Genomic DNA, 13727 nt, shown 5'->3' with positions numbered 1-13727 from the left:
TGAAGTATACAAAAAAAGACGCCCTAAGGCGTCTTCTTCATTTCAAAATCTAAATGCGTTCTTAGAAAGAATCTTCATTTAAAGCTTGAGAGAATGCTTGGTCAACTTCAGAGAAGTCATTCACCAATTCATGCTCAGCAGCTTCCGCTTCTTGACGACGACGTTCTAAGTGGTATGCAAGACCAGTACCTGCTGGGATCAAGCGACCTACTACAACGTTTTCTTTCAAACCACGTAAATCATCTTCTTTACCTGTTACAGCAGCTTCAGTTAACACACGTGTTGTTTCCTGGAACGATGCAGCAGAGATGAACGAGTCAGTAGAAAGCGATGCTTTCGTGATACCCATCAATTGACGTTCAAACTTCGCAGGGAACTTGTTTTGAGCCAAGACAGCTTGGTTTTCGCCCACAACGCGGATGTAATCCACTTGTTCGCCTTTGATGAAGCTTGTATCACCGCCATCAGTGATATCAACTTTACGCAACATTTGACGTACGATGACTTCAATGTGTTTATCGTTGATTTTTACACCTTGGAGACGGTAAACGTCTTGAACTTCGTTCACGATGTAGTTAGTTAATGCAACTTCACCTTTCAGACGTAAGATGTCATGTGGGTTTTGTGGACCATCAGAAATGGTTTCACCACGGTTCACATGCTCACCTTCGAACACGTTGATTTGACGCCATTTTGGAATCAATTCTTCGTAAATCTCAGAACCATCATCAGGCGTGATCACCAAACGGTTTTTACCTTTAGTTTCTTTACCAAAACTAACAACACCAGAAACTTCTGCAAGAATTGCATGTTCCTTCGGTTTACGCGCTTCGAATAAGTCAGCTACACGTGGTAAACCACCGGTAATATCACGAGTACGTGAAGATTCTTGTGGTACACGACCGATAACGTCACCGACACCGATTGTTTCACCATCACGAACAGTTACGATCGTATTTTGTGGCAAGAAGTAGAATTGCTCACCGCCATCTGCTGTATCCAACACGATTGCAGGACGCATATCTTTACCAGACGCAGGACGTGCTGTTACAGGTAAGATTTCTACAGTCGTCATACCAGTAGCATCATCAGTCTTCGATGTTGCAGTTACGCCATCAGCGATTTGGCTGAAACGTGCTTTACCAGCAACTTCTGTAACCAATGGATGTGTATGCGGATCCCAAGTTGCAACAATACCGCCGCCTTCTACAGCTTCGCCATCTTTGATTAAGATAGACGCACCGTATGGAAGTTTATAACGTTCACGTTCACGACCGATGTCATCTGCAATACCGATTTCACCAGAACGTGAAACAGATACCAAGTGACCTTTAGCATGTTGTACAGTTTTAACGTTATGGAAACGAACTGTACCTTTGTTACGAACTTGAACGCTATTAGCAGCAGAAGTTCGGCTTGCAGCACCACCCACGTGGAATGTACGCATGGTTAACTGTGTACCAGGTTCACCAATTGATTGTGCAGCCATTACACCGACAGATTCACCTGGATTCACCAAGTGACCACGAGCCAAGTCACGACCATAACATTTCGCACATACACCGAAAGTAGACGCACAGTTTACAACTGAACGTACTTTCACTTCATCGACACCTTGCTCTTCTAAATAGTTCGCAAGTTTTTCGTCGATGAGTGTGTTACGTGGAAGAATAACATCATCTGAACCAGGTTTTTTCGCATCTTCAGCAAGTACACGACCTAATACTCGAGCACCTAAGTTCTCGATTACATCGCCACCTTGAATGAACGGTGTCATAACAAGACCGTCAAAAGTACCACAATCTGGCTCAGTAATAACCAAATCTTGCGCTACGTCAACAAGACGACGAGTCAAGTAACCAGAGTTCGCAGTTTTAAGTGCTGTATCGGCCAAACCTTTACGCGCACCATGTGTTGAAATGAAGTACTGAAGTACGGTCAAACCTTCACGGAAGTTTGCTTTAATTGGTGTTTCAATGATCGAACCATCTGGTTTCGCCATCAAACCACGCATACCTGCAAGCTGACGAATCTGAGCTGCCGAACCACGGGCACCAGAGTCAGACATCATGTAGATTGAGTTGAATGATTTTTGTTTCTCGTCTTCACCCTGTTTGTTTTTAACAGTTGTGAATGACAAGTTATCCATCATCGCTTTCGCTACTTGGTCGTTTGTACGCGCCCAAATATCGACAACTTTGTTATAACGCTCACCTGCAGTTACGAAACCTTGTTCAAATTGTTGTTCGATTTCACGAACTTCAACTTCAGCTTTTTCGATAATTGCTTGTTTTTGTGGTGGAATCAACATGTCTTCCATACCAACAGAAACACCTGAACGTGTTGCTTGACGGAAGCCCAAGTACATCAATTGGTCAGCAAAGATAACGGTATCTTTCAAACCTAATTTACGGTAGCAAGAGTTAATCAATTTAGAGATGTTCTTTTTAGTCATCTCAACGTTGATTTGTTGGAAATCCATACCTTCAGGAACAACTTCCCAAAGTAAGCAACGACCTGGAGTTGTATCTACAACAATGGTTTGTTGCTCACGGTTACCATTTTCATCAATTACAGTTTGGTGTACACGTGCTTTAACGCGAGCGTGTAAATCAACTTGACCTGTTGCCAATGCACGGTTTACTTCGTGAGTATCCGCGAACACCATGCCTTCACCTTTGGCATTGATTGCATCACGTGTGATGTAATACAAGCCCAAGACAACGTCCTGAGAAGGAACGATGATTGGCTCACCATTCGCAGGTGACAAGATGTTGTTGGTCGACATCATTAACGCACGAGCTTCTAACTGAGCTTCTAGTGTTAATGGTACGTGAACCGCCATTTGGTCACCATCGAAGTCGGCGTTGAACGCAGCACAAACGAGTGGGTGAAGACGAATCGCTTTACCTTCAATTAGAATAGGTTCAAATGCTTGAAGACCTAAACGGTGAAGTGTTGGTGCACGGTTCAACATCACTGGATGTTGGCGAATTACAGATGCTAGAACGTCCCAAACTTCTGGCGTTTCGCGCTCAACCATTTTCTTCGCAGCTTTAATGGTTGTTGCTTGACCAGATGCTTGTAATTTCGCAAAGATAAATGGTTTGAATAATTCAAGAGCCATTTTCTTCGGAAGACCACATTGATGTAAACGTAATGATGGACCTACAGTAATTACCGAACGTCCAGAATAGTCAACACGCTTACCAAGTAAGTTTTGACGGAAACGACCTTGTTTACCTTTGATCATATCTGCCAAAGATTTAAGCGGACGTTTGTTCGAACCGGTAATTGCACGACCACGACGACCGTTATCAAGCAATGCATCTACAGATTCTTGTAACATACGTTTTTCGTTACGTACGATAATATCTGGAGCCGCAAGGTCAAGAAGACGTTTTAAACGGTTGTTACGGTTGATCACACGACGGTAAAGATCGTTCAAGTCAGAAGTCGCAAAACGACCACCTTCGAGCGGAACTAACGGACGAAGATCTGGTGGAAGTACAGGAAGTACATTCATCACCATCCATTCTGGTTTGTTGTTCGACTCTTTGAACGCTTCCATCAACTTCAAACGTTTAGATGCTTTTTTAAGCTTCGTTTCTGAAGTTGTATTTGGAATTTCTTCACGTAAACGAGAAATTTCAGCTTCAAGATCGATGTCTTTCAACAAGTCTTGAACAGCTTCTGCACCCATTTTCGCGCTGAATTCATCACCATGTTCTTCTAAAGCAGTGAAGTATTCTTCATCGTTAAGAAGTTGGTATTTCTCCATTGGCGTCATGCCAGGGTCTGTAACCACATAAGATTCGAAATACAATACACGTTCGATATCACGTAAAGTCATATCAAGGAGTAAACCAATACGGCTTGGTAATGATTTCAAGAACCAAATATGCGCAACTGGAGAAGCCAATTCGATGTGACCCATACGTTCACGACGAACTTTCGCAGTTGTTACTTCAACGCCACATTTTTCACAAATGACGCCTTTGTATTTCATACGCTTGTATTTACCACACAAGCATTCGTAATCTTTTACTGGACCAAAGATTTTGGCACAGAATAAACCATCACGTTCAGGTTTAAACGTACGGTAGTTAATGGTTTCTGGCTTTTTAACTTCACCGTGAGACCATGACTTAATCATTTCTGGTGACGCAAGACCAATACGGATGCGATCAAACTCTACTGGAGCATGACCGTCTGAGTCCGTCTTTTTGCGCATGATATCGAGCAAGTCTTTCAATTTTTTTCTCCGTGTGTTGTGGAGATTTTCACTCTACAACTGGGTCACAAATATTGTTTTTTCACTGAGAAATCCCCCTTGCCCCTCTTTATCAAGAGGTGAGAAGCATTGCTTCGCAAAGGAGATTCAATGGAACTAATTAGTCACCATTTTTCAGTTCAATGTTGATACCTAAAGAACGGATCTCTTTGGTCAATACGTTGAACGATTCAGGCATACCCGGATCCATATAATGGTTACCATCTACAATGTTCTTATAGATGCGAGTACGACCTTCAACGTCATCCGACTTCACAGTAAGCATTTCTTGAAGTGTATAAGCAGCACCATAAGCTTCAAGTGCCCAGACCTCCATCTCACCGAAACGCTGACCACCGAATTGAGCTTTACCACCCAATGGTTGTTGCGTAACAAGAGAATAAGAACCTGTAGAACGCGCGTGCATCTTGTCATCAACCAAGTGGTTCAATTTCAACATGTACATATAACCAACAGTTACTGGACGGTCGAAACGTTCACCTGTACGTCCGTCATACAATACTGTTTGACCTGTACGTGAAATACCACCAAGTTCAAGTAACTCTTTGATTTGACTTTCTTCTGCACCATCAAATACTGGCGTTGCTAAAGGAACACCTTTACGCAAGTTACCTGACAATACCAAGATTTCTTCATCAGTTAAGCTATCAAGATCTTCTTGCTCGCCACCAACTTTGTTATAAATCTTGTCTAAGAATTCACGAAGTTCAAGAACTGTACGTTGTTCTTTCATCATCTTGTCGATCTTATCGCCAAGACCTTTCGCAGCCATACCCAAGTGAGTTTCAAGAATCTGACCCACGTTCATACGAGATGGTACACCTAGAGGGTTAAGTACCACATCAACAGGAACACCGTGGATGTCATGCGGCATGTCTTCTACTGGTAAAATGTTAGATACAACACCCTTGTTACCATGACGACCCGCCATCTTATCACCCGGTTGGATGCGACGTTTAACAGCTAAGTACACTTTAACAACTTTCAATACGCCAGTTGTAAGCTCATCACCTGTAGAAAGTTTGCGTTTTTTCTCAGCAAATTTCTCGTCAATCTCTTGGCTCTTCTCTTTCAAGAATACTTGAATTTGAGTTAAACGCTCAGCGATTGCTTCGTCTACGGGTTGGATTTCAAGAAGTTCAACAAGCTCTAAACCAGATAACAATTCTTCAGAAAGTTTGTCACCACGTTTAGTTGTACCACCACCGTTAGACTCTTGACCTTTCAACAAGCGAACAATACGTTCACGCGCTGCTTCTTCGAAGATTTTGAATTCTTCTTTCAAGTCTTTACGGTAAGCATCTAACTGCGCTTTTTCAATTGCTTGAGCACGTTCGTCTTTTTCAATACCATCACGTGTAAACACTTGAACGTCAATGACTGTACCTTTTACGCTTGAAGAAACACGTAAAGATGAGTCTTTCACGTCAGCCGCTTTTTCACCGAAGATTGCGCGAAGCAATTTTTCTTCAGGAGTTAATTGCGTTTCACCTTTAGGCGTTACTTTACCTACAAGGATGTCACCAGCAGCAACTTCAGCACCGATATAAACGATACCTGATTCGTCAAGTTTAGACAGTGCAGCTTCACCTACGTTAGGAATATCAGCAGTAATTTCTTCTGCACCTAACTTAGTATCACGCGCAACACATGACAATTCTTGAATATGAATCGATGTTAAACGGTCTTCTTGAAGTACACGCTCAGAAAGTAAGATCGAGTCTTCGTAGTTATAACCATTCCAAGTCATGAACGCTACGCGCATGTTTTGACCAAGCGCTAGTTCACCACCATCGGTAGAAGGACCATCAGCAAGAACGTCACCACGACCCACTTTATCACCAAGGCTTACAAGCACTTTTTGGTTGATACAAGTGTTTTGGTTCGAACGTGTATATTTGATAAGGTTGTAGATATCTACACCAGCTTCACCCGCGATCATTTCGTCTTCATTGACACGAATAACCACACGAGAAGCATCAACAAACTCAATACGTCCACCACGTTTTGCGATCACACATACACCAGAGTCATGTGCTACGTTTGCTTCCATACCTGTACCAACAAGTGGTTTGTCAGCAAGCAAAGTAGGAACAGCCTGACGTTGCATGTTTGAACCCATCAATGCACGGTTGGCATCATCGTGTTCAAGGAACGGAATCAGTGACGCAGCAACAGATACAACCTGCTGAGCAGATACATCCATATGCGTTACTTTTTCAGGAGGCATACGTACGAAGTCACCTTGATGACGTACAGATACGAATTCTTCTTGTAAGTTACCGTCTTTATCAACAATCGAATCGGCCTGTGCAATCACAGTACCCACTTCTTCAATCGCAGATAAATATTCAACATCATCCGTTACACGACCATCAACAACTTTACGGTAAGGTGTTTCCAAGAAACCGAAGTTATTACATTTCGCATAAACTGAAAGCGAGTTGATCAAACCAATGTTTGGACCTTCAGGCGTTTCAATAGGACACACACGACCATAGTGAGTTTGATGTACGTCACGTACCTCAAAGCCTGCACGTTCACGAGTCAAACCACCAGGACCGAGCGCTGATACACGACGTTTGTGTGTAATTTCAGACAATGGGTTGTTTTGATCCATGAACTGAGACAATTGGCTTGAACCAAAGAATTCTTTGATTGCAGCAGCAACAGGTTTCGCATTGATCAAATCTTGTGGAGACAAGTTATCTGTTTCAGCTTGGTTCAAACGTTCTTTAACAGCACGTTCAACACGAACTAGACCTACACGGAATTGGTTTTCTGTCATTTCACCAACAGAACGTACGCGACGGTTACCCAAGTGGTCGATATCATCGACTTCACCTTTACCGTTACGGATTTCAACCAATGTTTTTAATACATCAATGATGTCGTCGTTAGAAAGGATGCCTTCAACTTCACGAGACTTCTGATCTGTACCTACTTCGTAAGGACGACCCAAACGACGGTTAAACTTCATACGACCTACAGGAGACAAGTCATAACGCTCTGTAGAGAAGAATAAGTTATTGAATAAGTTTTCAGCAGCTTCTTTTGTTGGTGGCTCGCCTGGACGCATCACTTTATAGATTTCAACAAGCGCTTCTTCACGACCTGTTGTAGTATCTGCACGTAAAGTGTCTGCAACGAATGAACCACGGTCGATGTCATTGGTGAATAGAATGTTAAATTGTTTAACACCGCCTTCAGCAATTTTCACCAAGATTTCATGGCTAAGCACTGTATTGGCAGCAATCACTTCACCATCACGTAAAGCAATATCTTCCGCTGTAATACGTTCATACAAGTATTCATCTGGAACTGAAAGTTTTGTTAAACCAGCAGCTTCCATTTGACGTACATGACGTGCATTGATACGTTTACCTTGTTCTACGATTGCTTTACCATCGTTATCCACGATATCGAATTGTGCCATTTCGCCACGTAGACGTTCTGGTACTAAGTCGATTTGGTAGCTACCCATATCAAGATATACAGGCACTTTTTCATAGAACATATTCAAGATTTGTTCATTGCTGAAATTCAGTGCGCGCAATACAACAGTCGCAAGTAATTTACGACGACGGTCAATACGAACGTAAACTAAATCTTTCGCATCGAATTCAAAATCTAACCATGAACCACGGTAAGGAATGATACGTGCTGAATAAAGCACTTTACCACTTGAGTGTGTCTTACCTTTGTCATGATCGAAGAACACGCCTGGTGAACGGTGTAACTGAGAAACGATTACACGCTCAGTACCGTTGATCACAAAGGTACCGTTCTCAGTCATGAGTGGCATTTCACCCATGTACACTTCTTGCTCACGAACGTCTTTGATTGATTTCGTTTCACGATCTTTGATGATCAAACGAATTTTTACGCGCATTGGTGCCGCAAAAGTTGAGCCACGAAGAATACATTCGCGAACATCGAACTCTGGTTTACCAAGACTATACTCAACGAATTCTAAAGCAGCATTGCCCGAATAACTTTCTATAGGAAAAACTGAACGAAATGCCGCTTGGAGACCGATATCTTCGCGATTTTTTGGAGTTTTGCCATCTTGCAAAAATGTTCTGTACGAGTCGACTTGAATCGCGAGCAAGTACGGAGTATGCATGACTTGGGGCAATTTACCAAAATTCTTACGGATCCGTTTCTTTTCGGTATATGAGTATGCCATCTGGAGTCCTCGGAAAGTAAACTAAGTCCGCCTGCAGAACGAACTTAGAAGAAATTACGCAGGTCGATATGACCACCACTTTTATACAAATGCTGCAAATTTCAGTGGTACAAAACGCTTAACAATATTTTTAAAATGGAAAAATATTGGTAAGCGTTTGATTGTGTTTATTTATTTTTAAAATTGATGATTTTTACATCAAACAATCTAAAATCGAGCCGATTATTGTAACGCAAAAAGGCTGATGACCCAAGAGCCATCAGCCAATTTGTGGAGTCGATTTTTAAATAATCGACTCCCCTTAAGATTACTTAAGTGTAACTGTAGCACCAGCTTCTTCAAGTTTTTTCTTAAGTTCTTCGCCTTCTTCTTTAGAAACAGCTTCTTTGATTACTGAAGGAGCGCCTTCAACTAAATCTTTAGCTTCTTTAAGACCAAGGCCAGTCGCTTCACGAACTGCTTTAATTACAGCAACTTTGTTAGCACCGAAAGAAGTCAACTCAACGTTGAATTCAGATTGTTCTTCAGCAGCAGCAGCGCCAGCGCCAGGAGCAGCAGCAACAGCTACAGCAGCAGCAGATACGTTGAATTTTTCTTCGAATGCAGAAATAAGTTCAACAAGTTCAAGAACAGTTTTTTCAGCAACTGCGTTTAAGATTTCTTCGTTTGTTAAAGCCATGAGAATAACTCCAAATGGAAATTGAATGGTGTGTAAAATTTTTTAAGCTTAAGCTGCTTCTGACTCGTTTTTCTCTTTGAGTGCTGTAATAAGGCGACCCAATTTCGAAATAGGAGCTTGAAGAACATTGGCAAGCATAGTAAGTGCTTTTTCTTGGTTTGGAAGATTTGCAATAACGCTAACTTCAGCACCTTTATAAAGTTTGCCGTCAAATGCAGCAGCTTTAAGTTCAAATGCTTTGTTCGTTTTAGCAAATTCTTCAAACAAGCGAGCAGATGCGCCCATGTCGTCTTCAGAAGTAGAGAAAGCTAAGATTGTTGGACCAACAAGGTCATCATTCAAGATATTGAATTGAGTATCTTGAAGTGCACGTTTAGCCAAAGTGTTACGCACGATACGTGTTTTAACACCTAGTTTACGAGCTTCAACACGTAGAGTAGTTAACTGCTCAACGGTTAAACCTTGATAGTCAGCAACAACAGCAGCGAACGCAGTAGCAGCAACTTCAGTTACTTCTGCTACGATCTGTTTTTTGTCTTCGATAAGAAGAGCCATTGAAAACCTCCTAGCGGTAATTTATGCATTCAACCGAATGCACTCCCAATTCGTAAGCCTCATGTTTTGCAACATTGGGACTTACACGCGGAGGAGGAAAAATCACACCACCGCGTCTACTCAGACTGGACTTTTAAGAAGCGAGTCCGAAAACTCCCCTCGCCTGAGGTCTTTGACGCTGATAAACATTCATTTATCAATTCAAAGTTTGCCTGAGTCTGCAAAATACGACTGAGCGTTTCTTGCGCAAGTTTTAAAGCAATGCTTTAAAACTTGCTCAGGGCTTTAAAATTCTTTTAATAAGTAATAAAACTTATTTAGTAACGTTCTGTACGTCTACAACAAGACCAGGACCCATAGTTGAGCTCAAAGTGATCTTTTGAATGTAGATACCTTTAGAAGTTGCAGGTTTTGCTTTCTTAAGGTCAGCAACAAGTGCTTCAACGTTTGAACGAACAGCTTCAGCAGTAAAGCCTACTTGACCGATCGCAGCGTGGATGATACCCGCTTTGTCTACACGGTAACGTGCTTGACCAGCTTTTGCATTTTTAACTGCAGTTGCTACGTCAGGAGTTACAGTACCCACTTTAGGGTTTGGCATTAAGCCACGTGGACCAAGGATCGTACCTAATTTACCCACAACACGCATAGCGTCTGGTGCAGCAATCACGACATCAAAGTCAAGGTTACCCGCTTGGATGCTTTCAGCAAGATCATCAAAACCAACAACGTCCGCGCCTTCAGCTTTAGCAGCTTCAGCAGCAGCGCCTTGAGCAAACACAGCAACACGTACAGTTTTACCAGTACCTGCAGGAAGTGTAGTCGCGCCACGAACAACTTGGTCAGATTTACGAGGATCAACACCTAGGTTTACCGCAACATCCAAAGATTCTTTGAATTTTGCAGCAGGTAGGCTGCTAAGAACTTGTACTGCTTCTTCCAAAGTGTAAACTTTGTTTGCTTCAACAGCAGCAGCAATGGCTTTTTGACGTTTAGTTAATTTAGCCATGTCTTATAGCTCCACTTCCAAGCCCATAGAACGCGCAGAACCAGCAATGGTACGTACACGTGCGTCTAAATCAGCACCAGTTAAATCTGGTTCTTTAGTAGTCGCAATTTCTTCCAATTGAGCACGAGTCAACTTACCAACTTTAGTTTTGTTAGGTACAGCTGAACCCTTTTGGATACCAGCAGCTTTCTTAAGAAGAATCGCAGCAGGTGGAGTTTTCATGATGAATGTGAACGACTTATCGTTGTACACAGTAATCACTACAGGAATTGGAAGACCAGCTTCAACTTTTTGTGTAGCAGCATTGAATTCTTTACAGAATGCCATGATGTTAACACCACGTTGACCTAGTGCAGGACCAATCGGTGGAGATGGATTCGCTTTACCAGCTGGAACTTGCAGCTTGATATAGCCGTCAATCTTCTTAGCCATTTCAAATTACCTCTGGGTACAAACGCCTTTTAGAGCTCCCCAAGTTTTTAAGTAACGATACCGTTACAACAACAATGCCCGATCCATAACAAATCGGGCGCTTTAAAACGATTTAGATTAAATTGTTTTTTCGACTTGGCGAAATTCCAATTCAACCTGCGTTGGACGGTTAAATACGTTAATCGTCAACGTTAAACGCGATTTTTCGTACTGAACTTCTTCCACCACACCTTTAAAGTCTGTGAATGGACCATCCGTAACCAATAATTCTTCACCCGGCTCGAACATCGTCTTAGGACGAGGTGCTTCACCTTTATTGTGTACACGTGCAAGAATCGCATCAGCTTCTTTTTGCGTAATTGGTGCAGGTTTTTCAGCCGTACCGCCAATAAAACCTAAAACTTTCGGACATTCTTTAACAATGTGCCAAGTTTCATCATTCATTTCCATTTCGACCAATACATAGCCTGGAAAGAATTTACGCTCTGACTTACGTTTCTTACCATCCTTCATTTCTACCACTTCTTCGGTAGGAACAAGGACTTCACCAAAACTATCAGCAACAGCGCTACGCTGGATTCGATCATTAAGTGAACGCATCACTTGTTTTTCATAGCCTGAATAGGCATGAATAATGTACCAACGTTTCATAGCTCTCTTACCCGATAATAAACTTCATAAACCAACCGATGATATAGTCAAAACACCACAAAATAATTGCGGCAACTACAACAACGAGCAGAACCTGCCATGAAGTGGTTACTGTTTCATGCTTCGTCGGCCAAGTCACTCGACGCAATTCGATGCGCGAATCTTTGAGCAAACGAACAAAGCCTTTGCCTTGATGGGTGGCGTATAATAAACCTAAAGCTACGATGATACAAGCTAAAATTACCCCAACGCGCACCCACACATTATTTGCTGGTGCCCAATATGCTGGAAGATATTGATTTGTCATCAACGCACCGCCCAATAGAGCCAATGCAATGATCCACAAAATAAAATCAAATGGAGAACCTGACTTCACCATTTCAGCTGAATTGTTGCTTTGAGGAATTGCCGCGCCGCCATTTGCGTCACGTGATTTATCATTCGACATTTTTGTACTCGTCGTAGGTTTCGCGACTTATTATATGACCAGTTTAGCCGACATCAAGTTTTTTATTTAAAAACTGGCAGGTCAGGACGGGATCGAACCGCCAACATTCGGTTTTGGAGACCGACGCTCTACCAATTGAACTACTGACCTATAAATAAACCGAGAGTCTAAACTCTCGGTTCAAATTTCATTATGTAATTATGCAGTTACTTTAGCAACTACACCAGCACCAACTGTACGACCACCTTCACGGATCGCAAAACGTAGACCTGGGTCCATTGCGATTGGGTGGATTAATTCTACTGACATTTCTACGTTGTCACCAGGCATAACCATTTCTACGCCGTCTTGAAGAGCGATAGCGCCAGTTACGTCAGTTGTACGGAAATAGAACTGTGGACGGTAACCGTTAAGGAATGGAGTATGACGACCACCTTCTTCTTTAGAAAGTACGTATACTTCTGCGTCGAATTTAGTGTGTGGCTTGATTGTACCTGGTTTAGCAAGTACTTGACCACGTTGAACGTCTTCACGTTTAGTACCACGTAGAAGAACACCACAGTTCTCGCCCGCACGACCTTCGTCAAGAAGTTTACGGAACATTTCTACGCCAGTTACAGTTGTTTTAACTGTATCTTTAATACCAACGATTTCAACTTCTTCACCAACTTTTACGATACCAGCTTCAACACGACCTGTTACAACTGTACCACGACCAGAGATAGAGAATACGTCTTCGATTGGCATCAAGAATGCTTTATCGATCGCACGTTCTGGTTCTGGGATGTAAGTGTCAAGCGCTTCAACAAGAGCAAGAACAGCTGGAACACCGTACTGGTTGTCTTCACCGTTAAGTGCAGCAAGAGCTGAACCACGGATTACTGGAGTGTCATCACCAGGGAAGTTATAAGTAGAAAGAAGTTCACGAACTTCCATTTCTACTAATTCGATTAACTCTTCGTCATCAACGATGTCACATTTGTTTAAGAAAACAAGAATGTAAGGAACACCTACTTGGCGAGAAAGAAGGATGTGTTCACGAGTTTGTGGCATAGGACCATCAGTCGCTGAACAAACAAGGATTGCACCATCCATCTGAGCAGCACCAGTGATCATGTTTTTAACATAATCGGCGTGTCCTGGGCAGTCTACGTGAGCGTAGTGACGGATTGGAGAATCGTACTCTACGTGAGAAGTATTAATTGTAATACCACGTGCTTTTTCTTCAGGTGCAGAGTCAATTGCAGCGTAGTCTTTCGCTTCGCCACCAAAAGTTTTTGCACATACAGTTGCAATCGCAGCTGTTAAAGTTGTTTTACCATGGTCGACGTGACCAATTGTACCCACGTTTACGTGTGGTTTATTACGTTCAAACTTAGCCTTAGCCATTTGTTCTTCCTCGTTTATGTCGAACACGAGTTAAACAACTCAGCATCGACAGTCGTCTAAAAAACTAGACACCTAATACTT

At 42.3% G+C, this 13727-nt stretch carries 9 protein-coding genes and 1 tRNA gene; all 10 read right to left on the bottom strand.

From position 1 onward, the window contains the following. Window positions 1-61: 61 nt before the first annotated feature. A complete protein-coding gene (rpoC, locus tag BEN71_RS01795) occupies window positions 62-4255 on the bottom strand; it encodes a DNA-directed RNA polymerase subunit beta' (protein ID WP_068973907.1) in 4194 nt (1397 codons plus the stop codon). Between the two features lie 139 nt (window positions 4256-4394). Continuing rightward, a complete protein-coding gene (gene rpoB / locus BEN71_RS01790; RefSeq protein ID WP_068973908.1) occupies window positions 4395-8483 on the bottom strand; it encodes a DNA-directed RNA polymerase subunit beta in 4089 nt (1362 codons plus the stop codon). 307 nt (window positions 8484-8790) lie between these two features. Further along, window positions 8791-9162, bottom strand: a complete 372-nt coding sequence (gene rplL / locus BEN71_RS01785) for a 50S ribosomal protein L7/L12 (protein ID WP_068973909.1) — start codon at window positions 9160-9162, stop codon at window positions 8791-8793. Window positions 9163-9210: 48 nt separating this feature from the next. Then, complete coding sequence (gene rplJ / locus BEN71_RS01780; protein WP_068973910.1) at window positions 9211-9717, bottom strand: 50S ribosomal protein L10; 507 nt, start codon at window positions 9715-9717, stop codon at window positions 9211-9213. A 313-nt stretch (window positions 9718-10030) separates the two neighbouring features. After that, window positions 10031-10726 (bottom strand): 50S ribosomal protein L1, encoded by a 696-nt coding sequence (gene rplA, locus BEN71_RS01775; protein WP_068973911.1) that lies wholly within the window; start codon window positions 10724-10726, stop codon window positions 10031-10033. Window positions 10727-10729: 3 nt separating this feature from the next. Next, window positions 10730-11158, bottom strand: coding sequence for a 50S ribosomal protein L11 (rplK, locus tag BEN71_RS01770; RefSeq protein WP_004868049.1), 429 nt, complete (start codon window positions 11156-11158; stop codon window positions 10730-10732). Between the two features lie 117 nt (window positions 11159-11275). Next, on the bottom strand, window positions 11276-11809 hold the full coding sequence (nusG, locus tag BEN71_RS01765; RefSeq protein ID WP_004718486.1) for a transcription termination/antitermination protein NusG: 534 nt from the start codon (window positions 11807-11809) through the stop codon (window positions 11276-11278). 7 nt (window positions 11810-11816) lie between these two features. Further along, window positions 11817-12257: a preprotein translocase subunit SecE gene (gene secE / locus BEN71_RS01760; RefSeq protein WP_068973912.1), complete on the bottom strand. Its 441-nt coding sequence runs from the start codon at window positions 12255-12257 to the stop codon at window positions 11817-11819. 74 nt (window positions 12258-12331) lie between these two features. Further along, window positions 12332-12407: transfer RNA gene (locus tag BEN71_RS01755), tRNA-Trp, on the bottom strand. Between the two features lie 48 nt (window positions 12408-12455). Next, window positions 12456-13646 (bottom strand): elongation factor Tu, encoded by a 1191-nt coding sequence (gene tuf / locus BEN71_RS01750; RefSeq protein WP_068972734.1) that lies wholly within the window; start codon window positions 13644-13646, stop codon window positions 12456-12458. Between the last annotated feature and the right edge of the window lie 81 nt (window positions 13647-13727).

This window comes from Acinetobacter wuhouensis, from assembly GCF_001696605.3.
Lineage (GTDB): Bacteria > Pseudomonadota > Gammaproteobacteria > Pseudomonadales > Moraxellaceae > Acinetobacter > Acinetobacter wuhouensis.
Note: the sequence above shows the minus strand (reverse complement) of the source record. Positions and strands in the feature narration are given on the sequence as shown.